We start from the raw sequence: 23580 nt of genomic DNA on the forward strand, positions 1-23580 counted from the left end.
AGAAGGGATTGGCTGATGGCGTCGTACCAGACCAGGCAACGGGATCCGCTCCTCGACAGCAAAATGCAGGCCGCGATCGAACGGCGGGGCAAGGAACTGCTCGGGGTCGTCCTCTTTGTGGTCGGAATGATGTTCGCCGCCATGATCTTTTCCTATTCGCCGGATGATCCAAGCTGGCTCTCCGCGACGGACGCGCCGGCGCGAAACTGGATGGGCCGGTTGGGGGCGACGATTACCGCGCCGCTCTTCATGATCGTGGGTTGGGCCGCATGGGGGCTGGCGATTACCGGGATGATCTGGGGCGTGCGTTTTGCCCTGCATAATGGGGCAGATCGGGCGAGCCGTTTGATCTTCTTCCCCATTTCCATGGCCATCGCGAGCCTCTATGCCGCCACGCTTTCTCCCCCTGCGAGTTGGACACATTCCTTCGGGCTCGGTGGGCTTTTCGGGGATACGGCCCTTGCCGCACTCTTGAACCTCTCCCCGCTCGATGCGGGCCTGACACTTCGGGTAATTTCAGCGCTTTCCGGGGTCGGGGCACTTGCCCTCATACTCTATGTAACAGGCTTCACGCGACCCGAGCTGCGCCGGATCGGGCATTTCCTCCTGGGTGGCACGGTCATGACCTACGCCGCGCTTCGCACCTTGGGTGTGCGCGGGGCAAGCACCGCAGTCACCGGGGCCGGAGCACTGCAATCCCGCGCGTCAGAGCGGATCGCCGAACGGCGGACTTTGCGTGCAACCCGCGCCATTGAAGATAACGATATCGTCGACGACGATGCCTTCACTGTCGACGACGACGGGCCAGAAGCCCCTGCGCCGGAAAAACCCGGCCTCCTGACGGCGCTGCGCCGCTTGAAACAGGAGCCGATGCCGGAGAATGAGCTTGTCGAGTACGGGGCTGATGCAGAGGAAATCGACGCCCCGGGCGAGGACCACATTCGCGCACGGATCAGCGATGCCGTACGGTCCCGACTGCGGCGCACCCCTGCAGCGGAAGCGCCACTGACGGGCGGGCGCGGCCGCCGGCCAGAGCCGCTGATCTATCGCGACCCCCCTGCCCTGCCCCCTGAGCCTGTTCTCTCCGCGAACGCGCAGAGGGAAGAAGTCGATTTCGTGCTGGAATCGGAAGATTTCGACGACGCACCGGTCTTTGAGGATGATTTCGACCTTCCCGATGCCGCCCCCGAAACCGTGCCCGAACCGGCGCCACGGATGCAAATCCCCGTGCCTGAGCCAAAGCGCGTGGTGCAGGCCGACGTGCGCAGGCCGATCCAACCTTCGCGCCGCGCCCAGTCAGAAGCGCAACCGGGACTTTCCTTCGAGGACAGCGCAGCCGGCTATGAGCACCCGCCGCTTGGTCTTTTGATGAGCCCCGAACGGATCGAACGGCACCACCTGTCCGATACCGCGCTCGAAGAAAACGCGCGGATGCTCGAAAACGTACTGGATGACTACGGGGTCAAAGGGGAGATCGTCTCTGTTCGTCCCGGCCCCGTCGTTACCATGTATGAGTTGGAACCTGCGCCCGGTCTCAAGGCGTCCCGCGTTATCGGCCTTGCCGACGACATCGCCCGCAGCATGTCGGCCCTCTCCGCCCGCGTTTCCACTGTGCCGGGCCGCTCGGTCATCGGGATCGAGTTGCCGAACGAGAAGCGTGAGATGGTGGCCCTGCGGGAAATCCTTTCGACGCGCCAGTTCGACGATGGGAACCTGCGCCTGCCTCTGGCTCTGGGCAAGGATATTGGCGGTGAGCCTATCGTCGCCAACCTCGCCAAGATGCCCCACCTGCTCATTGCAGGGACCACGGGCTCGGGTAAGTCGGTGGCGATCAACACCATGATCCTGTCGCTGCTCTATAAATTGTCGCCCGAGGAATGCCGCCTCATCATGATCGACCCCAAGATGCTGGAACTCAGCGTCTATGACGGCATCCCGCATCTGCTCTCCCCCGTTGTTACCGATCCCAAGAAGGCCGTCGTGGCGCTCAAGTGGGTCGTGGGCGAGATGGAGGAGCGTTATCGCAAGATGTCCAAGATGGGCGTGCGCAACATCGAGGGCTACAACGGGCGTGTCCGGGACGCGCTTGGCAAGGGAGAGATGTTCTCCCGCACCGTCCAGACCGGCTTTGATGACGAGACCGGCGATCCGGTGTTCGAAACCGAAGAGTTCGCCCCCGAAATCCTGCCCTTCATCGTCGTCATCGTCGACGAAATGGCCGACCTGATGATGGTGGCGGGGAAAGAGATCGAAGCCTGCATCCAGCGGTTGGCGCAGATGGCGCGGGCCTCCGGCATTCACCTCATCATGGCGACGCAGCGACCATCGGTTGACGTCATCACCGGCACGATCAAGGCAAACTTCCCCACACGGATCTCCTTTCAGGTCACCTCCAAGATCGACAGCCGTACCATTCTCGGGGAGCAGGGCGCGGAACAGCTTCTTGGACAGGGCGACATGCTCTACATGGCGGGCGGTTCGCGTATTACACGTGTGCACGGCCCCTTCTGTTCCGATGAGGAGGTCGAAGAGATCGTGAATTACCTCAAGGCCTTTGGCCCGCCGGAGTATATCGGCGGCGTGGTCGAAGGGCCCGACGGCGAGAAGGAAAGCGACATCGACGCGGTGCTCGGCCTCGGGGGCAACACGACCGGCGAGGATGCGCTCTATGATCAGGCGGTTGCCATCGTGATCAAGGACCGCAAATGCTCGACCTCCTACATTCAGCGCAAGCTGGGCATCGGCTACAACAAGGCCGCGCGTCTGGTGGAGCAGATGGAGGACGAAAGCCTCGTGTCTCCGGCGAACCATGTCGGCAAGCGCGAAATTCTGGTGCCAGAGCAAAACTGATCGCGGGCGGATATCCGCAATGTGATGGTGCCGAGAGCGGCGCACTCTCGAACCTGCCTTCTCCGCATGGCATAGAATGGAACTGGCCCCGTCCTCGTGACGTTGGGCCGGAACCTCGCCGATGGAGAAGCCTATGCGCCGCCTGATCGCCTTGACCCTCTCAGCCCTCGTGATGGCATTGCCGGCAAGCGCTGAGCCTCTGTCACTGGCTCAGATTTCCACCTATCTCAATTCGCTGCGCACCGTGACTGGGGATTTCACCCAAGTGAACCCCGACGGAACGATCACAACGGGCCAGATCGCGATCAAACGCCCCGGTCGTGTCCGCTTTGACTATGCACAGGACGACGCGCTTGTGATGTCGGGCGGCGGTCAGGTCGCTGTGTTCGACCCGGTTTCCAACGAGCCGCCACAGCGGTTTCCACTCGCTCGAACGCCCCTGTCAATCATCCTTGCCGATGACGTTGATCTGACGCGCACGAACATGGTCACGGGCCACAACAGCGATGGTCAGACCACAAGCGTGGTGGCGCAGGATCCCGAGCATCCTGAATATGGCAGCATCGAATTGGTGTTTAGCGGACCGCCCGCCCAACTGCGGCAGTGGGTCGTGACCGATGATTCCGGTGCGCAAACCACAGTAATCCTCGGGGATACGAAGGAAGGCGGGACCATCAACAACATCGCCTTCAACATCCGGGCCGAAATGCGCAAACGCGGGTTCGACTGATCTTCGCTATCGCGCCGCGCAGGCCGAGATCGGCAACGCTACGGCCCTGGGCCCCGTCATCACCGCAAGGCCGGAATCGTCGATCAGTCGATTGAGCGGCGCGGCCCGCGCGGCGAGCCCCCCGGTATAAGTGCCAAATGCCGGAAGGATGATGCGCGAGCCACAGATCAAGAATGCGGGTCTGGCGCGGATCGACGTGCGTTCTGGGCGCGCCTTGGGATGGTAATGACCGGAAATCTCGCCTTGAGCGCTGTCTTGGGCGATGTGGCGGAACGTGATGCGCCCTCTGGTGTGATCAGCGAGCGTTTCACCCCCCAGGTCAAGGGGGGCGGGGTCGTGGTTCCCCTCAAGCCAGATCCAACGCCGCCCCGCCTGCAGGCGCAGAATCCACTCGCGGGGTTCATCCTCCAGCTCTGCTCCAGCGAGGAGATCGTCAAAACTGTCCCCGAGGCAAAGCACGGTCTCAGCCTCCGTGGCCGCGATCTCTGCTTCGAGACGCAGCAAGGTATCCGTCACCTCGTAAGGGGGCAGCATCCGCCCCTCCCGCCGATTGATCCGCGCCGCCTTGCCCAAGTGCAGATCCGACACACACAGCAACTTCTCAGCAGGCCAGAAAAGCGCACCGGTGTGTCTGGCCTCTAGGGCCGCATCCGCGAAGGTGAATGAATAGGCGTTCATGATCCGTTCGATGCCCTGCACACCGGGGATTCGCAAGGCATCAGGCGAGGCCAGCTTCCTCCATCAGTCTCTCGGCCTCTTCCGCGAGCAAGCGTTCCCTCCCCGCTCCTTCCACCGGAACTTTGCCGGGCTCCAGAAAAAGTGGCGCGGCGAGCGGCGTAACCCGCTGAAGCGTGAGGTGGTCTATGCGCCCTTGCACCCGCATCGCCATTTCCTCGATCCGACCGAAATCGACAAGGCCTCGCATGGCTTCGGTCCGGGTGATCCGCATCATCAAATGGTCCGGGTCGTATTTCAGCAGGGTGTCATAGAGGATATCCGAGGAAAATGTCGCCTGCCGCCCGCTCTTGCGTTGCGCATTGGGAAGGTTCCGCTCGATGAGGCCTGCGATCGTGGCGGAGGTCTTGAACGTCCGCTTCATCACGGCGTTCCCGGCAAGCCACGTCTCAAGTCCCGCGCGCAAGGCTGCGATATCAAACAGCGGGGCGGGGTCGGACAGCGGCTCCAGCCCCCAGATCAGGGTCGCATAATCAGTGGCCACGAACCCAAGGGGATGCAGGCCCATCTCCTCCATTCGTTTTGTAAGGATGAGGCCGAGCGTCTGTTGGGCATTTCGCCCCGCGAACCCATAGACACATGTGTGCGCCCGACCGTCGCGGGGAAAACTCTCTATCAGCAGACGGCCCTCTTCGGGAAGTCGCGACACCTCCCGCTGAAGCGCGAGCCAGCGGGCCGTATGATCGGGAAGCTCCGGCCAACTTGGCTGTCGGAACATCCCCAGGATCCGATGGGAAAGTTCGGTAGAGGTGGCGAATTTGGTTCCCATGAAGGTGGCGATCTTGGGTTCACGATCCGCGCGCCGCGTCACCTCGACCGTCATCTCGCGCAGATTTTCATAGCGCACGATCTGTCCCCCGATCAGAAACGTGTCGCCCGGCGTCAGGGTCGCGGCAAAACCCTCTTCGACCTCTCCCAACGGTGCCCCGCCCCGCCCCTTGATGCGAACCTTGAGCGTATCGGTATCCATGATGGTGCCGATGTTCATTCGGATGCGCTGCGCCGCGCGGGGATCACGGAGTTGCCAAAGCCCGCCTTGCATCAGCAATCGCTGCCACCGGTCATAGGCGCGCAGCGCGTATCCCCCGGTTGCACAGAACTCCAGACAATCGTCGAAGGCCGCGCGCGCCAGATCTGCATAAGCCCCAACAGTGCGGACCTCCGCAAACAACGCGTCGGCCTCGAAAGGCCCCGCGCAGGCTCGGATCAGGATATGCTGGCACAACACGTCGAGTGGCCCCGGCCCCTTAAGATCCCCGTCGAGATCGTTCTCCTGTGCGGCTTGCAAGGCGGCGATACACTCGACCACTTCGAACCGGTTCGCAGGCACCAGTCGAGCCTTGGACGGCGCGTTATAGCGGTGGTTGGCGCGCCCGATCCGCTGGACAAGGCGCTTCACGTTCTTCGGCGCGCCAATCTGGATGACGAGGTCCACATCACCCCAGTCGATCCCAAGATCGAGCGATCCGGTACAAACAATCGCGCGCAACTCACCTCGGACCATGGCGGCCTCGACCTTCTCACGCTGTTCCCGAGCGAGAGAGCCATGGTGAATTCCGATGGGCAGGTCGTCGTCGTTTTGAAGCCAAAGCGCGTGGAAGAAAAGCTCCGCCTGTGCGCGGGTATTGTGAAAGATGAGTGTCGTGCGATGCTGTCGCACTGCCTCCAGCACTTCGGCGATAGCATATCGCCCCCCTCCCCCGGCCCAAGGCGGGGGTTCGGGCAAATCGAGCATCGCGATATCTGGAGCAGGGCCTGGATCAGCAACGAGCACGCGGCATGGATCGGGATGACACGCGAGCCCGCGCGCCATGGCGCCGGGGTCCTCCACCGTCGCCGAGAGGCCAACCCGCCGCAACCCCGGAGCCATGGCCTGTAACCGCGAGAGGGCGAGTATGAGTTGATCGCCCCGTTTTGATTCCGCCAAAGCGTGGATCTCATCCACGATGACCCGTTGCAGGCCAGCGAACATGCGCGGCGCATCCTCATAAGAGGTCAGCAGCGCGAGCGATTCCGGAGTGGTCAGCAGGATATGGGGCGGGTCGGCCCGCTGCCGCTTTTTGCGTGTGTAGGAGGTGTCACCCGTTCGGTCTTCGATCCGGATCGGCAGCCCCATTTCCGCCACCGGAGTTTCAAGATTGCGCCGAATATCCGCCGCCAGCGCCTTGAGCGGGGAGACGTAGAGCGTATGCAACCCCTCGCTCGGTGCCGAGGCGAGTTCCGCCAGCGTGGGGAGGAATCCGGCCATCGTCTTGCCACCGCCGGTAGGCGCAACGAGCAAGGTCGCAGGCTCAGAGGCTACCTCCAGCATCGCCAACTGGTGGGGATGAAGCGACCAGCCGCGAGTGCTGAACCACTGGGAAATGGGATCGGGGAGTTGGGTCATCGCGGCCAGTTATTCATCCCGTAGAGGGCGCTTCAAGTGGCCGTCGGGTGAACCGGACCCGTGCGAGCAAGAAATCGGTGCATGTCTGGCCTCTCTCCCAGCATTCGAGGGGTTTTCATTTACCGACGCCGATGTATAACCCTGATCCTATGACACGGAATGCCCATATCGCCCTCGCGACCGCGCCTTTTGCGCGTCAGCTTCCGCTCGACCTACTCCTAAGCCGCCCCTGAGCGTGCCCTTCGGCGCGATTCGCTTAGGGGAAAATCGGCTCGCGCCAAGAGGTTTAGGACACAGAAAGATACCAAAATGACTGATACCGTATCCAAAGATCGCGTTTTGATCTTCGACACGACCTTGCGCGATGGTGAGCAAAGCCCCGGCGCGACCATGACCCATGAGGAAAAGCTCGAAATTGCGGGCCTGCTTGATGACATGGGCGTCGACATCATCGAGGCAGGATTTCCTATCGCCTCCGAGGGCGATTTCCGCGCCGTCTCCGAGATCGCTCGGCAAAGCAGGAATTCCACGATCTGCGGCCTTGCCCGCGCCAACTTGACCGATATCGACCGATGCTGGGAAGCGGTTCAACATGCCAAAAGCCCGCGCATCCACACATTCATCGGCACATCCCCCCTCCACCGTGCGATCCCCAATCTCGACATGGATCAGATGGCCGAGCGTATCCACGATACGGTGACCCATGCGCGCAACCTCTGTGACAACATCCAATGGTCGCCGATGGATGCCACGCGGACGGAATGGGACTATCTCTGCCGCGTCGTGGAAATCGCGATCAAGGCGGGCGCGACGACCATCAATATCCCCGATACGGTCGGCTACACCGCCCCGCGCGAAAGCGCGGATCTCATCCGGCGCCTCATTGAGACGGTACCCGGTGCCGACGACATCATCTTTGCCACCCATTGTCACAACGACCTTGGCATGGCGACGGCCAACGCTCTTGCCGCCGTCGAAGGCGGCGCGCGACAGATCGAATGCACGATCAACGGCCTCGGGGAGCGCGCGGGCAACACCGCCCTCGAAGAGGTTGTCATGGCGCTCAAGGTGCGCGGCGACATCATGCCCTATGAGACGGGCGTGGACAGCCGCAAGATCATGAACATCTCGCGGCGCGTGGCCACCGTGTCTGGCTTCGCGGTGCAGTTCAACAAGGCCATCGTGGGCAAGAACGCCTTTGCCCATGAGAGCGGCATCCATCAGGACGGCATGCTCAAGAACGCCGAAACCTTTGAGATCATGCGCCCCGAAGATGTGGGTCTTTCGGAAACGAACCTCGTCATGGGGAAACATTCGGGTCGCGCGGCGCTTCGGGCCAAGCTCAAGGATTTGGGCTTTGAGCTTGGGGACAACCAGCTCAAGGATGTCTTTGTCCGGTTCAAGGAACTCGCCGATCGCAAGAAGGAGGTCTATGACGAAGACCTCATCGCATTGGTTTCTGCCGCCACCGATCCTGCGGCGGATCATCTTCAGATCGTGTCGCTCAAGGTTCTCTGCGGCACAGGCGGTCCGGCAGAAGCGACGCTTGAGATGGAAATCGACGGCAAGGATTCCATCGCCACGGAACACGGCGACGGCCCGGTGGATGCTGCGTTCAAGGCGATCCGCGTGTTGCACCCCAACAAGGCACGCCTGCAACTCTATCAGGTGCACGCCGTCACCGAAGGCACCGACGCCCAAGCCACCGTCAGCGTCCGGCTCGAGGAGGATGGTATGATCGCGACCGGCCAGTCGGCCGATACCGACACGGTCGTTGCCTCTGCCAAGGCCTATGTCAACGCGCTCAACCGCCTCGTGGTGCGGCGCAACAAGACCGGACCGGGGGCAGATACGCGTGAGGTTTCCTACAAGGACGTCTCATAGTTCGCCGCACCGGCGGATTTGCGTCGTTTTGCTCGGACGCGGCCCTTTAACCTCGGTGCTGCCGCGCCTATAAGACTTTCGGCCCTCGATGATTGAGTCGAGGGCCCAATTATCATCTGCATGAGGCACTCGATGGCAATCTTCGGAAATCTCGGCGGCCTGTTCTCCTCTGATATGGCGATCGACCTCGGCACGGCAAACACGCTGGTCTACGTAAAAGGCCGTGGCGTGATCCTGAGTGAGCCCTCCGTTGTGGCTTATCACGTGAAGGACGGCGTGAAGAAGGTGCTCGCCGTGGGGGAGGATGCCAAGCTGATGCTGGGGCGCACCCCCGGCTCGATCGAGGCCATTCGGCCCATGCGCGAAGGGGTCATCGCGGATTTCGACACCGCCGAAGCGATGATAAAGCACTTCATCCGCAAGGTTCACAAGCGGACGACCTTTTCCAAGCCCAAGATCATCGTCTGCGTTCCGCATGGCGCGACCCCCGTTGAAAAGCGCGCGATCCGCCAGTCGGTGCTGTCCGCTGGCGCGCGCCGCGCGGGCCTTATCGCCGAGCCTATTGCCGCAGCTATCGGTGCGGGCATGCCCATCACCGATCCCACCGGCAACATGGTGGTTGATATCGGTGGCGGGACAACCGAGGTCGCGGTTCTGTCGCTGGGCGATATCGTCTATGCGCGGTCCGTGCGCGTGGGCGGCGACCGGATGGACGAATCCATCGTCTCCTACCTCCGCCGCCAGCAGAACCTGTTGATCGGGGAAGCCACGGCCGAAAGGATCAAGACATCCATCGGCACCGCCCGCATGCCCGACGATGGGCGCGGGGCCTGCATGATGATCCGTGGCCGCGACCTGTTGAACGGCGTGCCGAAGGAAATCGAGATCAGTCAGGCTCAGGTGGCCGAAGCTCTCGCCGAGCCGGTTCAGGCGATCTGTGAGGCGGTCATGACCGCGTTGGAAGCAACTCCGCCGGATCTTGCCGCAGACATTGTGGACCGCGGCGTGATGCTGACGGGTGGTGGCGCTCTGTTGGGCGAGTTGGACCTCGCGCTTCGCGAAGAAACGGGTCTTGCGGTTTCCGTTGCCGACGAAAGTCTGAATTGCGTGGCTCTGGGGACTGGCAAGGCGCTGGAGTACGAAAAACAGCTTCGGCATGTGATAGACTACGACAGCTGACGCTATCCGTGGAGAGGCCGCCACGTGGCCAAGACCGGCACCAACAATGAGGACTATGTCCGCCCGATACGCCGCCTGCTGACGGCGATCCTCGTGTTGTGCCTGCTCGGGTTGTTCCTCGTCTGGCGCATCGACAGCCCGCGCGTGGAACGGTTCCGCATGGCGGTGATCGACAGGGTGGTCCCGAGTTTTGATTGGGCGATGACCCCTGTTACGGCCTCGGTGAACCTCTTTCGGGACTTCCAGAGCTATCAGCGGGTTTACCAGCAGAACAAGGACCTGCGCCGCGAATTGCAGCAGATGCGCGCCTGGAAAGAAGCCGCGCTCCAGCTCGAACAGGAAAACGCCAAGCTTCTCGATCTCAACAATGTGCGACTTGATCCACGCCTCACGAAGGTGACGGGTGTCGTAATGGCTGACAGTGGTTCCCCATTCCGTCAATCGGTCCTGCTCAACGTGGGCGCGCGCGACGGAATTCGCGATGGCTGGGCCACGATGGACGGCGTCGGCCTTGTTGGACGGATCTCGGGCGTGGGACAGCAGATCTCCCGCGTTATTCTGGTCACCGACAGCAACAGCCGCATGCCGGTGACGATCCAGCCGTCCGGACAGCGCGCTATCCTTCAGGGCGACAACACCGCGACCCCCGTGGTCAGCTTCCTCGAAAACCCCGACCTCGTGCGTCCCGGCGACAGAATCGTCAGCTCCGGCGATGGCGGGGTCTTTCCCGCGGACATTCTCGTGGGGCAGGTTGCCGAAGATCCCCGGGGCCGATTGCGCGCTCGGCTGGCCGCCGATTTCGAACGTTTGGAATTCCTCCGCGTACTTCGCAGCCACGAGGCGGAGGTTATTTCCGACCCCGGATCACTCATCGCGCCACCCACCCTGCCGGAAACCGCTGAGGTCCCTGATGGCTGAGCGCGATGCATGGCACACATGGGCGTCGCGGGGCCTGTTTGCGTTTATAGCGCTCGGCATCATGTTCTTTCATCTGCTGCCGCTTGAGACCACTCCGCGTGGCTGGGCCGCGCCAGACCTCATGCTCGCCACCACCATTGCATGGACGATCCGCAGGCCGGACCACCTGCCGGTTCTACTGGTGGCGTTGCTGTTCCTGATCGAGGATTTGCTCTACCAACGCCCGCCCGGCCTTTGGCCGGCGCTGATGGTCCTGTTGACGGAACGTCTCCGGCTTGGGGAGGCAGGTTATCGCACCATGCCGTTCTTGCAGGAATGGTTTTATACCGCCTTTCTGATGGCTGCGTCCGTCACGCTCTATCATGTCCTGCTTTCCGTCTTTTTCGTAGATCGTCCGCCTCTTGGCCTGTCACTGTTTCAAACGGGGGCCACGATCCTTTTCTATCCGGCCGTGGTTGGCGCGCTGCACTTCCTCATCGGCATTCGCAAACTCTCGCCGGGCGAGTCGGAAACCTCGGGGGTGAGATCGTGAAAAGATCGCCGAAGGATACCGCGCTTTCTGTCACGCGGATCAGCCGCCGGGGTCTTGTCCTTGGGGCTGCTCAGATGGGGTTCATCGGGCTGCTTGGCCTGCGCATGCGCCACCTGCAGGTCGAAGAGGCCGATCAGTTTCGCCTGCTCGCCGAAGAAAACCGCGTCAACGTGCGTTTGATCCCTCCATCACGGGGCCAGATTTTCGACCGGAACGGAATTCCCATCGCGGTCAACGCCCCCGCCTACCGGATCGTGCTTGTCCGCGAGGATGCGGGCGACATCGAAGAAACCTTCGCACAGCTGGCCACCCTGATCGACTTCGACGACTCCGACGTCGCCCGCGCCAAGGCGGAAATGAAGCGCAGCCCGCCCTTTTTGCCGGTAACAATCGCCGATCAGGTCAGTTGGGCCGAAGTCAGCCGGGTGGCCGTCAATGCGCCTTCCTTGCCCGGCGTGACACCCGAGGTTGGCCTGTCGCGTCACTATCTGTCGGGAAGCGACTTTGCCCATGTGGTGGGATACGTCGGGCCGGTAAGCGAGCGTGACCTTGCGCGCTATGAAGAACCCGATCAGGTGCTGCGCATTCCGCGGTTTCAGATTGGCAAAATCGGCGTCGAAGCCAAACTTGAAGAAGAGTTGCGCGGCAAGGCCGGGGCCAAACGTGTCGAGGTCAATGCCGTGGGCCGCGTCATGCGTGAACTTGACCGGCGCGAGGGCGAAGCCGGCGCGGATATCCAACTCTCCGTCGATCACAAGCTGCAAAACTACGTTCAAGCGCGACTCGGCTCCGAAAGCGCCTCTTGTGTAGTGATCGATTGCGATACCGGGGATGTTCTCGCCTCCGCGTCCTCGCCGAGTTTTGATCCGAACCTGTTTGTCCGGGGCATCAGCGTGAAGGATTACGCGCTTCTGCGGGACAATGACCACCGCCCCCTCGCCTCCAAGACGGTGCAGGACGCCTACCCCCCCGGTTCCACCTTCAAGATCGTCACGGCGCTCGCGGGGCTGGAGGCTGGCGTCATCTCCCCCAACGACACCGTTTATTGCCCCGGACACATGACAGTGAGCGGTCGCCGCTTCCATTGTTGGAAACGTGTGGGGCACGGCTCAATGGATCTCAACACCTCGCTCCGCGAGAGTTGCGACGTGTATTATTACGATCTCGCGCTGAAGGTCGGTATCGAGCGGATCGCGGAGATGGCCCACAAGCTCGGGTTGGGCGCGCGAACCGGCGTGCCGATGTCCGCCGAGACCGAAGGCATCATCCCCACCAAGGAATGGAAGCGGGTAAACCGCGGTCAGGAATGGGTTGTGGGCGATACGGTCAACGTGTCCATTGGGCAGGGCCTTGTGCTGACCTCGCCGTTACAGCTTGCGTTGATGACGGCGCGTGTGGCCACGGGCCGCTCGGTGACGCCGCGCCTGATCCGCAGCCTCGACGGCGTCATGCAGCCTGACGGTGCTGGGGAGGATCTTGGGATCGCCCCCGAAAACCTTCGCCAGGTTCGCCGCGCGATGTTCAACGTCTCCAATCACCGGCGCGGCACGGCCTATCGTTCCCGCATCGAGAACGATGCGATGCGTATGGCCGGCAAGACCGGGACGGCGCAGGTGCGCTCCAAGGTGGTGCGCAACGAGGACGTGCCATGGAATGAGCGGGACCACGCCTTGTTCGTGAACTTCGCGCCCCATGATACACCCCGGATCGCGGTATCCATCGTGGTCGAACATGGCGGCGGTGGGTCGGCCACAGCCGCCCCGATTGCCCGCGACATCACCCTGCAGGCCCTCTATGGCGGAACGCCGCCCCTGGACGCCTATCCCGCCGCCGACCGGGCGCGCATCGAAAAGCAGCAGGAGGAGCTCCGCCAGCGGATCACCCCGAATGAAGCCAGCACCGAGAGCGACCGCGCATGAGTTATCTGGAGTACTCGGTCAAGACGGCACCCACGGGTTTCTCCAAGGTGTTCTACCTCAACTGGGCCCTGATCCTGTTGCTGTCGGCGGTGGCCTCGGTCGGATTCCTGATGCTGTATTCCGTTGCGGGGGGCAGCTTCTCCCCTTGGGCCGAACCGCAGATGAAGCGCTTTGCCATGGGCCTCGGCGCGATGTTCGCGGTCGCCATGGTGCCCATCTGGTTCTGGCGTAACATGGCGGGATTGGTGTTTGTCGCGGCGTTGGCATTGCTTGTCGCGGTGGAATTCATCGGGGCGGTCGGCATGGGGGCGCAACGCTGGATCGACATCGGCTTCATGCGATTGCAACCCTCCGAGGTCGCCAAGATCGCGCTCGTCATGCTCCTCGCGGCCTATTACGACTGGCTTCCGGTCCAGAAGGTTTCCCGGCCGCTCTGGATTATCGTGCCCGTCCTGATCATTCTGCTGCCGACCTATCTGGTCCTGCGCCAACCGGATCTCGGCACCGCACTCCTGTTGCTAATCGCCGGAGCGGGCATGATGTTTTTCGCGGGCGTCCACTGGGCCTATTTCGCCGCCGTTGCCGCGCTTGGGATCGGGACGATCACGGCGGTGTTTCAGTCCCGCGGGACGGACTGGCAACTGCTGAAGGATTATCAATTCCGGCGGATCGATACGTTTCTTGATCCTGCCTCCGACCCGCTCGGGGCCGGGTATCACATCACCCAATCCAAGATCGCGCTTGGATCTGGGGGCTGGACGGGCCGGGGGTTCATGCAAGGAACCCAATCACGCCTCAACTTCCTTCCCGAAAAGCATACCGATTTCATCTTCACCACGCTGGCCGAAGAATTCGGCTTCATCGGTGCGGCCTCGCTTCTGTTTCTTTATGCGTTGATCATCGTCTTTTGCATTGCGACGGCGTTGCGCAATCGTGATCGCTTTTCTTCCCTTCTCGTGCTCGGCATCGCGCTGACCTTCTTTCTCTTCTTCGCCGTCAACATGTCGATGGTGATGGGTCTTGCGCCGGTTGTCGGTGTCCCTCTCCCGCTGGTAAGCTATGGCGGATCCGCCATGCTTGTCCTTATGGGAGCTTTCGGCCTCGTACAGAGCGCCCATGTCCACAGACCACGGTAGACCCATGACAAATGTTCTCTTCGCCGCCCCCGTTTCCGTCTGGGAGGCTTACGAAGCGCCCCTGCGGGATGCGTTTGCGCAAAAGGGCCTTTCGGTCAATCTCGCGACCGACCTCCCCCCAGAGATGGTGGACTACATCATCTATGCGCCGCAGTCGGGTCTGCGTGATTTTCGGCCCTTCACGCGGGCGAAGGCTGTCTTGAACCTCTGGGCAGGGGTGGAAACCATTGTGGGGAATGAGACGCTGACCCAACCGCTCACGCGTATGGTTGACGAGGGTCTTACCCAAGGCATGGTCGAATATGTAACGGGCCATGTTCTGCGCCATCACCTTGGCATGGATATCGATCTCCTCCGCGATACCCCCAGTTGGGAGCCTCGTGTGCCACCGCTTGCCAGCGAGAGGAAGGTCACGATCCTTGGGCTCGGCATCCTTGGGGCCGCTTGTGCGACCGCACTGTCGAACCTCGGGTTCGCGGTCAGCGGCTGGGCACGCCGCGCCAAGAGCATCGAAGGGGTGCAAAGCTACGGCGGCGAAGCGGGGCTGGTCGACGCGCTCCACGGGGCAGAGATTGTCGTGCTGCTGCTACCGCTCACCGACGACACGCATCATTTGGTGGACTCCCGCACGCTTGCCCTACTGGCGCCGGGGGCTTTCGTCATCAATCCCGGTCGCGGCCCGCTGATCGACGATCAATCCCTGCTGGAGGCGCTGGACACAGGCCACGTCGCCCATGCCACACTCGATGTGTTCGCGACCGAGCCATTGCCAGCGGATCACCCTTATTGGGCGCATCCCCGCGTGACTGTCACGCCGCACATCGCATCCCATACACGCCCCAAAACCTCTGCGAATGTCATAGCCGAGAACATCCGGCGCGGTGAAGCGGGCGAGCCACTTTTGCACCTCGTCGACAGGGGCGCCGGCTACTAACGCAGTCGGGGAGGCTTATCGGGATCAGATCCGGGAGCGCCGAGTGCAGCCCGCTCCACCCGTGCAGGCTCAGGCAGATCAAAGCGCAGGCCGACCCGAAGCAGTTTTTGCGCCACTGAGGTTTCCGCCCTGAAAAAGGCGACGTCCATCGCCCCCTGATCAATTCCGGAGAAGGTGAGCGCCTCAGACGCTGCGCGGGCCAAGGCTCCTTCAGCGCCCGGCTGCGCCCCGATGAACCCCAAGAGGTGGCCGTTCGAGCCGTCGCCATAGCTCACCGACGCGAGACACGCGGCCTGTGCAAGCCCCGCCGCCGTTGCGAGCTTGGCGTCCAGCCCATCCAGCAGCGCTTGCGGCACGTCTCCGGGTGCACTCAGCGCCTCGGCCCGGAGTTCGGCCTCCAGCGGCGCATGAGCAAGCGTGCCTGCGAGCCAGCCCACTGCCTCGGGATCTAGCAGCGTAGCACTCGGGGCCACATCGAGGTTGACGCCAAGCGAGACACCCTGCCCAGTCAGCATCGACACAATGACCCGCCCAGACAGCGCCGCATATGGCGCCACCCGTCCGGCGAACTGGGCCAGACGATCTTCGCGATCAAAGGCGAGAACCATCGGCCCTGTTTCCAGCGGGAACACCTCGGGATCAAGCGTCTCGCCGACCGGCTCTTCGGTCAGGAGCAGGAACAACTCTGAATCGGCGAGCCGTTCGTAAAAACGGAGCCGCACCGCATCGTCGTCGGGGTCCGATGCCATAGCCGCATGGGCCAGATCGAGCGCTGTTTCGTCAGTCAATCCAAGATCTCCTTCACCCGCCCGCGAACTGCCGGGACCACGTCCCGCTCAAACCACGGGTTTCGCTTCAGCCATCCCGTATTGCGCCACGACGGATGGGGCAAGGGCACGGCGTCAGGCCACCATTCCTCCCACCGGGCAACCGTCTGGGTCACGCCGTCCCGTACCCCGAGGTGATACCGCTGCGCATAGCCGCCCACGATGACGCGAAACCGCAAGTTGGGCAGGGAGGCGAACACCCGGTCATGCCATGTTTCGCGGCAGATTGCGGGCGGAGGCAGATCGCTGCCCGCCTCATTGTAGCCCGGAAAACAAAAGGCCATGGGCACGATAGCCACTTGGCTCGTGTCGTAAAACGTAGCCCTGTCCAACCCGAGCCATGTCCGCAGCCGATCACCAGAGGCGTCATCGAAGGGCAGCCCCGATGCGTGCACCCGCATGCCGGGAGCTTGTCCCGCGATGAGCAGGCGCGCACCGGGATCAAACCATGCGACAGGCCGCGGCGCATGGCGCGTCGCCGTTGCGGCAAAGCGCTCCTTGCAAAGGCGGCACGCCCGGATCGTTTCACAAAGGTCAGCCATGCACTCAATGGGTAGCTGCGTCCCACGCAAAGGCAAGCGGGTTGCGCCGCCGGACCACGCCCGCTCTAACGGGCCGCAGCAAAACAGGATGGCTACCGGCATGGATATACGTGCACTCTTCATGGGATTCGCATTCGCCCTCATGTGGTCGAGCGCGTTCGCCTCGGCGCGGATCATCGTGGCTGCGGCACCGCCTCTGGCATCCCTGTCACTTCGGTTCCTGCTCTCGGGCCTGATCGGCGTTGGGATCGCGTTGGCCCTGGGGCAAAGCTGGCGCCTGTCCCGGCTGCAATGGCGCGCGACCATCCTCTTCGGAGTTTGCCAGAACGCGCTCTACCTCGGTCTGAACTTCGTTGCGATGCAAACGGTACAGGCCGGATTGGCCGCCATCATCGCCTCTACCATGCCGCTGATCGTGGGGCTCGCCGGGCTGTTCCTCGGAGAGAAGCTTCGGCCCCTCGGCATGATCGGACTGCTCGCGGGCTTTGCCGGGGCTGCGCTGATCATGGGGGCGCGCATAGAGGCTGGCGTAGACCTCCACGGGGTCATGCTCTGCGGCCTTGGTGTGCTGGCGCTCGCCTTTGCCACTCTTGCGGTGCGCGGCGCGACTTCGGGCGGGAATTTCATGATGATCGTTGGTCTGCAAATGCTGATCGGCGCGGCGACCCTTGGCGTCATCTCCCTTGCAACCGAAAGCTGGTACGTGGACTGGAGCCCGCAATTGGTGGCCGCGTTTCTCTACACCACCTTCGTGCCCGGTTTGGCGGCAACCTTCGTCTGGGTCTGGCTGATTGATCGGATCGGTGCGGTGCGGGCCGCAACGTTTCACTTCCTGAACCCGTTCCTGGGCGTCGCGATCGCCGCCCTTCTGCTGGGCGAGGAACTTGGCCCGCGCGATATCGTCGGGGTGGTTATCATCACTGCAGGCATCTTTGCCGTGCAATACTCCCGCGGAAAGGATGCCCCCCGCAAACCCGTTCGCGCGAGTTGAGGACCGGCGACCACCCTTCCCAATTGCCATATTCCGGGGCATGCGCGCGGTCCAAGGGCCGACTAATCGTTTTGCGGCCCTCGCCCGAAGATCGTCCCGGGGGAGACATTTTTTGACCTCAATTGAAACCAATGCTGCGTTCAGATCGTTTAACGGAGCATGAACATGATGTCAGACCTCCACCGCCCGATGGCCGACCCTGCTTCCCCGGCTGAGTTACCCACTCCACTGGACTTCGAGACGAAAGTCCTGCTGCGAGGGTTCCTCCTCCCCCTTATCGAAGATGCGGAAAGCTGGGAGCAGCTACGCGAGGCTCTGGGCGAACGCGGCTATGACATCGCCTTCAGGATGGGCCATATGGTCATTGTCACGCAAGAGACGGGACAGCCGCTGTGCACAGGTCAATGCCTTGGCACTCCCCTAAAATCCTTGGCGGCCCGCCTTGGTCGCCCTCAGATCCGGCTGCACCAAGGCGGACACTCCGCCGAATTTGACGCCTGATCAAACAGGCTCAAACGTACCCTTCTCGGGCTGGTAGCACGACAGGCCACCTGCCCCGATATCGTTCCACAAGCCATGGAGCGTCAGGTTCTTTTTCTCGACGGCCTCTTTGACGAAGGGAAACGTCATGAGGTTTTCCAGCGAAACGAGTACGGCCTGATGCTCCAGCGCCTGCGCCTGATCCTCCGGTTCGACATTCTCGATTCGCTCATATCCGGGGCGAAGGATGTCCATCCAGCGACCAACGAAGCTTTCCTTGGTCTCAAGCTCTGGCGCCCGGCCCGAGCACATATCGAGACAGCCTTGCACACCGCCACACCGTGAATGACCCAAAACCACGAGATGCGCGACCTTCAGGACGGTGACCGCATATTCCACGGTGGCAGAGGTCCCGTGCTGCGCCCCATCGGGCTCATACGGTGGGACGAGGTTGGCAATATTGCGATGAATAAAGAACTCACCCTGATCCGCCCCGAAAATCGAGGTCACGTGCACGCGGCTGTCGCAGCATGAGATGATCATGGCCCGGGGTCTTTGACCCTCGTCGGCAAGGCGGCGGTACCATGCGGCGTTTTCCGCATACGTCGTGGCTTTCCAGCCGTGGTAGCGCTGAACGAGATAGCTGGGGAGCGGTTTTGCGTGCTGCATGACTGTCCTCACTGGAAATCGGCTCGCCCGCAATAGCGCGCATTCGCAGAGAATTCGAGGCACAAAGCTCTTCGCCGTCAACGAATTGGGAATCCCTTTGCGGCTAGAACCGCCGCATCGTGGGGGCACGAGTAAAAGGATAAAACAGGTGGCAGAGTTAAAGACGCTTCAGGCACAGCAACGGGTGCGTGTGGATTCGGGACGGATCCTTGATTTGACCCAACAGCTCGGACCACATGGAGCAGAAGAGGTTGTATGCCGGGCCATGGAAGAATTGGCTGTACGGCTGACCTACCTCGAAGATCGGTATCGCAGCGCGGATTCCTCGCAGTTGCGCAAAACGGCCCGCTCGCTCGCGAAAATCGCTGAGCAAATCGGGATGTCTGACGTGAGCCGCGTGGCGCTCGACGTGCTGAATTGTGTGGACGCCGAAGATGAACACGCGCTTGCCGCGGTCATGACACGGCTGCTGCATGTTGGTGAACGCTCGCTGAGCGCCATCTGGGATCTGCAGGATATGACGATGGGCTAAGGGTTGCAGCGGCCTGTGGGCTCGGTCAGGGTTGCGGGGAAATCCGACGCCCGAAAGGAGCCCGCATGCCGCTGACCTTCGCCGATCCGTCCGCCGAAGCCATTCCTCTTCATCTCGTGGAAACCGAGGCGCTCGACAGCTTCCTCGGTGATCTGCCTCCGCGTGCGGCTGCAACGGCCCGAACGCTGGGGTTTAGCGGCGCCCTCGGGCGTTCGGTGATTCTGCCGGGTGAAGACGGGACGCCGGAAATGGCGCTCGTTGGGTATGGGTCTGCGTCGGAGCGGGCGCGCGGGCGCTTTCACACGGCCGCAGCGGTGCCCGCATTGCCTGAAGGGGTCTATGAGATCGCCTCCGGACTGCCTGAAGATGCCGCCGAGAGCGAGGCGCTCGGTTGGCTCTTGGCCAGTTATCGCTTTGATCGATACCGAACGCAGGGCACAATTGCAGCCCAGTTGAAAGTACCGGCGGGCGTCGATCCCGTGCGGGTCGAGGCCATGGCGACTGCCGAGGCGTTGACGCGGGATCTGATCAACACACCCGCCTCCGACATGGGCCCCGAAGAGCTAGAGACCGCCCTGAGTGATCTTGGTCAGGAATTCGGAGCCACGGTTACGGCAATCGTCGGTGATGACCTGCTCGCCCAGAACTTTCCGATGATTCACGCGGTCGGGCGGGCCTCACCTCGGGCGCCGCGCCTTTTGGAAATGACCTGGGGTACGGCGGGGCCCAAGCTGACACTCGTGGGCAAGGGCGTCTGTTTCGACACCGGCGGGCTGAACCTGAAGCCCGGAAGCTCCATGGGGCTCATGAAGAAGGATATGGGCGGCGCGGCCACGGTGCTCGGCCTTGCCCACATGATCATGGCGCTGGAGTTGCCTTTGCAGCTTCGGGTTCTGATCCCCGCAGTCGAGAACAGCGTGTCGGGCGCCTCGTTTCGCCCTCAAGACATCTTGACCGCCCGCAATGGCGAGACTGTCGAGATCAACAATACCGACGCGGAGGGTCGTCTGGTGCTTGCCGATGCGCTCGCGCTTGCTGCCGAAGATCCGCCGGATCTTCTGGTTTCCATGGCCACACTGACCGGCGCGGCGCGCGTTGCCGTCGGCCCGGATATCGCGCCATTTTATACTGGCGACGAAGATCTCGCCGCCGCGCTTTGGGCCGCCGGGGGCAAAGCATCCGACCCCTGCTGGCGGATGCCTTTCCACGAGCCTTATGAGGCCATGATCGAACCCGGTATCGCCGATCTCGACAACGCGCCCTCGGGCGGGTTCGCCGGGTCCATCACCGCTGCGCTCTTTCTGCGCCGCTTCGCTGGCGATTGTCGCTATGTTCATTTCGACATCTACGGGTGGCAACCTTCCCCAGCCCCTGCGCGTCCCAAGGGTGGCGCGGGACAAGGTGCTCGGGCCCTGCTGGATGCGTTGCCCGCGGCTCTCGGCCTATGAGCGATCCTCGACTGACGCCCGCGAACGCCCGGGTCGCTGCGAACCATTTGCGGGAGATCGTCGATGCCCCAAAATACGTCGCAGGCGTTCCGCGCTCCATCGCAGCGCCTGTTGCGGACGTCTCCGACGAAAAGGGCACGCGGCAACGGCAGCTCCTCTGGGGTGACACGGTCACGGTATGGGAGGTGGACGACGGAACCGCCTTCGTCACCCGCAAGGCGGACGGGTATTGCGGCTATTTGGATGCCGCGCTGCTCGCCGACCCGGAAACCCCGACACATCGAGTCGCCGCGCGCCAAACGCATCTCTACAACACACCGGATTTCAAGACCCCGGAACGCGCCGCGCTGAGTCACGGAAGCCTGCTCAAGGTCCTGACGGACGGGGACCGGTTTGCGGAGACGTCGGCCGGGTTCGTACCGAAATCCCATCTCGCGCCTCTGACCGAGGTGGAGCAAGATCCCGTTGCCGTCGCTGAGCGCTATCTCGGTACCCCCTATCTCTGGGGTGGCAATTCGTGTTTCGGGATCGACTGCTCTGGTCTCGTACAGGCGGCCCTGTTGGCCTGCGGCATCCCCTGTCCGGCCGATAGTGACCTACAGGCGGAGGCTCTGGGCGAGGATCTCCCGAGCGGGGCGGATTACCGGCGGGGGGATCTTCTTTTCTGGCGCGGGCATGTCGCCTTTGTCGTCGACGCGGCAACCATTCTTCACGCCAACGTCCATCATATGGCGGTGGCCTACGAGCCGACCGATGCCGCGCTACAGCGTATTAAGGCGCAAGGCGACGGCCCGGTTACGGGGCATCGTCGCCTTGCGCTGCACTCTTGACGGATCGGCGCGCCTTTCGCAAAGGCGCGCCGGTATGGCTTGATCAACCCTTCTTGAGAACCCGATTGCCGAGTGTTTCGGCGATCTGGACCGCATTGAGCGCAGCGCCCTTACGCAGGTTGTCGCTCACGCACCAGAGGTTCAGCCCGTTGTCGATCGTGCTGTCCTGGCGGATACGGCTGATGAAGGTCGCAAAATCGCCCACGCATTCGATGGGGGTGACGTAGCCGCCGTCTTCACGCTTGTCGATCACCATGATGCCCGGCGCTTCACGCAGTATGTCGCGCGCCTCGTCTTCATCGAGGTGATCTTCGAACTCGATATTGATCGCTTCAGCGTGACCTACGAAGACCGGCACGCGCACACAGGTGGCCGTCACCTTGATCGAAGGATCGACGATTTTCTTGGTCTCAGCGACCATCTTCCACTCTTCCTTGGTGGAGCCGTCTTCCATGAACACATCGATATGCGGGATGACGTTAAAGGCGATCTGCTTGGTATAGACCTTCGGCGGCTTGTCGTCCGTGGGGTTATAGACGGACTTGGTCTGGTCCCAAAGCTCATCCATGCCCTCTTTCCCCGAGCCGGAAACCGACTGGTAGGTAGAGACGACAACGCGCTTGATCGTTGCCCTGTCATGCAATGGCTTGAGCGCCACGACCATCTGCGCAGTGGAGCAGTTCGGATTGGCGATGATGTTTTTCTTGGCGTAGCCCTCAACGGCCTCGGGATTGACCTCTGGCACCACGAGCGGAACGTCGGGGTCGTAGCGATAGAGCGAAGAGTTGTCGATCACGATACAGCCCGACGCCGCCGCCTTGGGCGCGTATTTCTTCGTAGCGTCCGAGCCGATGGCAAAAAGCGCAATATCCCAACCGGTAAAGTCAAACGTATCGAGATCCTGAGTCTTGAGGGTCTTCTCGCCAAAGCTCACCTCGGTGCCGAGCGAACGGCGCGACGCCAGCGCAGCCAGCTCATCGACGGGGAATTCCCGTTCGGCGAGGATGTTCAGCATTTCGCGACCCACGTTTCCCGTGGCGCCGCAGACGACGACCTTGTAGCCCATGTGGCTCTCCTCTTTCTGTCTTCAGATCGCGCGGGTGCCCCCCGCGCCGGTTGACGCGCGACATAGCGCAAGCACGGGGCGTTTTAAAGGCCCGCCCCGCACCGGCGCTCTTGCATTGGGCAGCCCCCGCAGCCAGAACATGGCCCATGACCGGCACACTTCTCTCTTTCGGCCACGGCTATTCCGCGCAGGCATTGGCCCGCCGCCTGCTTCCGTCGGGTTGGAAAATTATCGGCACGACGCGCTCGGCAGAGAAGGTCGGTGCTCTGGCCGAAACCGGTGTCATGCCCCTGCTTTTTCCCGGTGGGGAGGTGGCCCAAGCGCTTGACCAAGCTACGCATATGCTCATCTCCGCAGGCCCCGGAGAGGACGGTGACCCCGTTCTCGCCGCGCTAGGGGATGACATAGCGCGACGGGCCGGGCAGTTCGAATGGGTCGGCTACCTGTCGACCACGGGCGTCTATGGTGACCATGGTGGGGACTGGGTAGACGAAAACACCCCGCTTGCCCCAAGCACGCGGCGCGGGCAACTGCGTCTCCTGGCTGAGGAGCAATGGGCACAAATTCCCGGTCTGCCGCTCCACATCTTTCGCCTTGCGGGGATCTATGGCCCCGGTCGGGGGCCCTTTGCCAAGGTGCGCGCTGGCAAGGCGCGGCGCATCATCAAACCCGGCCAAGTCTTCAGCCGAATCCATGTGGATGATATCGCACAAGTGCTTGCAGCGTCCATCGAGCGGCCCGCGCCCGGTACCGCCTATAACGTTTGCGACGACGATCCCGCCCCGCCTCAGGATGTCATTGCTTATGCCGCCGAACTGCTCGGATTGCCCGTTCCGCCCGAGATCGCTTTCGAAAAAGCGGAACTCTCTCCCATGGCGCGTAGTTTCTATGCCGAATCCAAGCGGGTCCGAAACGACCGCATCAAGAATGACCTCGGCGTTCGGCTCCTCCATCCCACCTATCGGGCAGGGTTGCGCGCTTTGATGGAGTGA

The 23580-nt window shown here is 62.4% G+C and carries 21 protein-coding genes; 15 read left to right on the forward strand and 6 right to left on the reverse strand.

Going from position 1 to position 23580, the window contains the following annotated elements; translation table 11 throughout:
* Nucleotides 1–15: 15 nt before the first annotated feature.
* The gene (locus BM234_RS11790) at nucleotides 16–2850 is read left to right on the forward strand and encodes a DNA translocase FtsK (RefSeq protein WP_092065019.1); all 2835 of its coding nucleotides are present in this window, start codon (nucleotides 16–18) and stop codon (nucleotides 2848–2850) included.
* A gap of 133 nt (nucleotides 2851–2983) precedes the next feature.
* On the forward strand, nucleotides 2984–3580 hold the full coding sequence (locus BM234_RS11795) for a LolA family protein (RefSeq protein WP_245752608.1): 597 nt from the start codon (nucleotides 2984–2986) through the stop codon (nucleotides 3578–3580).
* A gap of 6 nt (nucleotides 3581–3586) precedes the next feature.
* On the opposite strand, the gene pdeM is transcribed toward BM234_RS11795, so the two are convergent.
* Together pdeM and BM234_RS11805 are read right to left on the reverse strand one after the other, a co-directional pair.
* A complete protein-coding gene (gene pdeM, locus BM234_RS11800) occupies nucleotides 3587–4258 on the reverse strand; it encodes a ligase-associated DNA damage response endonuclease PdeM (RefSeq protein ID WP_092065267.1) in 672 nt (223 codons plus the stop codon).
* Nucleotides 4259–4298: 40 nt separating this feature from the next.
* Nucleotides 4299–6701, reverse strand: coding sequence for a ligase-associated DNA damage response DEXH box helicase (locus BM234_RS11805; RefSeq protein WP_092065025.1), 2403 nt, complete (start codon nucleotides 6699–6701; stop codon nucleotides 4299–4301).
* Nucleotides 6702–7010: 309 nt separating this feature from the next.
* On the opposite strand from BM234_RS11805, the gene BM234_RS11810 reads away from it, so the two are divergent.
* The 7 genes from BM234_RS11810 (at nucleotide 7011) to BM234_RS11840 (ending at nucleotide 15203) form a co-directional block, all read left to right on the forward strand.
* Nucleotides 7011–8585 carry a 2-isopropylmalate synthase gene (locus tag BM234_RS11810; RefSeq protein WP_092065028.1) on the forward strand — a complete coding sequence of 525 codons (1575 nt, stop codon included), beginning with the start codon at nucleotides 7011–7013 and terminating at the stop codon, nucleotides 8583–8585.
* Nucleotides 8586–8717: 132 nt separating this feature from the next.
* Complete coding sequence (locus BM234_RS11815) at nucleotides 8718–9764, forward strand: rod shape-determining protein (protein ID WP_092065031.1); 1047 nt, start codon at nucleotides 8718–8720, stop codon at nucleotides 9762–9764.
* A 24-nt stretch (nucleotides 9765–9788) separates the two neighbouring features.
* On the forward strand, nucleotides 9789–10682 hold the full coding sequence (mreC, locus tag BM234_RS11820) for a rod shape-determining protein MreC (protein WP_092065034.1): 894 nt from the start codon (nucleotides 9789–9791) through the stop codon (nucleotides 10680–10682).
* Complete coding sequence (locus tag BM234_RS11825; protein ID WP_092065037.1) at nucleotides 10675–11214, forward strand: hypothetical protein; 540 nt, start codon at nucleotides 10675–10677, stop codon at nucleotides 11212–11214. The genes mreC and BM234_RS11825 overlap by 8 nt, the downstream gene beginning before the upstream one ends.
* Nucleotides 11211–13133 carry a penicillin-binding protein 2 gene (gene mrdA / locus BM234_RS11830; RefSeq protein ID WP_092065040.1) on the forward strand — a complete coding sequence of 641 codons (1923 nt, stop codon included), beginning with the start codon at nucleotides 11211–11213 and terminating at the stop codon, nucleotides 13131–13133. Before BM234_RS11825 ends, mrdA begins: the two co-directional genes overlap by 4 nt.
* Nucleotides 13130–14269: a rod shape-determining protein RodA gene (gene rodA / locus BM234_RS11835; protein ID WP_092065043.1), complete on the forward strand. Its 1140-nt coding sequence runs from the start codon at nucleotides 13130–13132 to the stop codon at nucleotides 14267–14269. Before mrdA ends, rodA begins: the two co-directional genes overlap by 4 nt.
* A 4-nt stretch (nucleotides 14270–14273) precedes the next feature.
* Complete coding sequence (locus BM234_RS11840; RefSeq protein ID WP_092065046.1) at nucleotides 14274–15203, forward strand: 2-hydroxyacid dehydrogenase; 930 nt, start codon at nucleotides 14274–14276, stop codon at nucleotides 15201–15203.
* Here BM234_RS11840 and BM234_RS11845 read toward each other — a convergent pair.
* The gene (locus BM234_RS11845) at nucleotides 15200–15991 is read right to left on the reverse strand and encodes an SseB family protein (RefSeq protein WP_092065049.1); all 792 of its coding nucleotides are present in this window, start codon (nucleotides 15989–15991) and stop codon (nucleotides 15200–15202) included. The two genes, BM234_RS11840 and BM234_RS11845, sit on opposite strands and share 4 nt — an antisense overlap.
* Complete coding sequence (locus BM234_RS11850; protein ID WP_092065052.1) at nucleotides 15988–16572, reverse strand: uracil-DNA glycosylase family protein; 585 nt, start codon at nucleotides 16570–16572, stop codon at nucleotides 15988–15990. The genes BM234_RS11845 and BM234_RS11850 overlap by 4 nt, the downstream gene beginning before the upstream one ends.
* Before the next feature lie 100 nt (nucleotides 16573–16672).
* Between BM234_RS11850 and BM234_RS11855 the strand changes: the two genes are divergently transcribed.
* Nucleotides 16673–17563: a DMT family transporter gene (locus BM234_RS11855; protein ID WP_092065055.1), complete on the forward strand. Its 891-nt coding sequence runs from the start codon at nucleotides 16673–16675 to the stop codon at nucleotides 17561–17563.
* Between the two features lie 165 nt (nucleotides 17564–17728).
* The gene (locus BM234_RS11860) at nucleotides 17729–18064 is read left to right on the forward strand and encodes a hypothetical protein (protein ID WP_245752610.1); all 336 of its coding nucleotides are present in this window, start codon (nucleotides 17729–17731) and stop codon (nucleotides 18062–18064) included.
* Here BM234_RS11860 and BM234_RS11865 read toward each other — a convergent pair whose 3' ends face one another.
* Complete coding sequence (locus tag BM234_RS11865) at nucleotides 18065–18712, reverse strand: carbonic anhydrase (protein WP_092065058.1); 648 nt, start codon at nucleotides 18710–18712, stop codon at nucleotides 18065–18067.
* A gap of 148 nt (nucleotides 18713–18860) precedes the next feature.
* Here BM234_RS11865 and BM234_RS11870 point away from each other — a divergent pair, with 148 nt between their 5' ends.
* From BM234_RS11870 to BM234_RS11880, 3 genes are all read left to right on the forward strand, one after another.
* Nucleotides 18861–19244, forward strand: coding sequence for a hypothetical protein (locus tag BM234_RS11870; RefSeq protein ID WP_245752612.1), 384 nt, complete (start codon nucleotides 18861–18863; stop codon nucleotides 19242–19244).
* A gap of 65 nt (nucleotides 19245–19309) precedes the next feature.
* Entirely contained in the window at nucleotides 19310–20692 is a 1383-nt protein-coding gene (locus BM234_RS11875) for a leucyl aminopeptidase family protein (protein ID WP_092065061.1), read from the forward strand.
* Complete coding sequence (locus BM234_RS11880; protein ID WP_092065064.1) at nucleotides 20689–21522, forward strand: C40 family peptidase; 834 nt, start codon at nucleotides 20689–20691, stop codon at nucleotides 21520–21522. Before BM234_RS11875 ends, BM234_RS11880 begins: the two co-directional genes overlap by 4 nt.
* 43 nt (nucleotides 21523–21565) lie before the next feature.
* Here the strand turns inward: BM234_RS11880 and BM234_RS11885 are convergent, their stop codons facing one another.
* Nucleotides 21566–22588: an aspartate-semialdehyde dehydrogenase gene (locus tag BM234_RS11885; RefSeq protein WP_092065067.1), complete on the reverse strand. Its 1023-nt coding sequence runs from the start codon at nucleotides 22586–22588 to the stop codon at nucleotides 21566–21568.
* Nucleotides 22589–22734: 146 nt separating this feature from the next.
* Between BM234_RS11885 and BM234_RS11890 the strand changes: the two genes are divergently transcribed.
* Entirely contained in the window at nucleotides 22735–23580 is an 846-nt protein-coding gene (locus BM234_RS11890; protein ID WP_092065069.1) for an SDR family oxidoreductase, read from the forward strand.

It is taken from the genome of Poseidonocella pacifica, from assembly GCF_900111875.1.
GTDB lineage: Bacteria > Pseudomonadota > Alphaproteobacteria > Rhodobacterales > Rhodobacteraceae > Poseidonocella > Poseidonocella pacifica.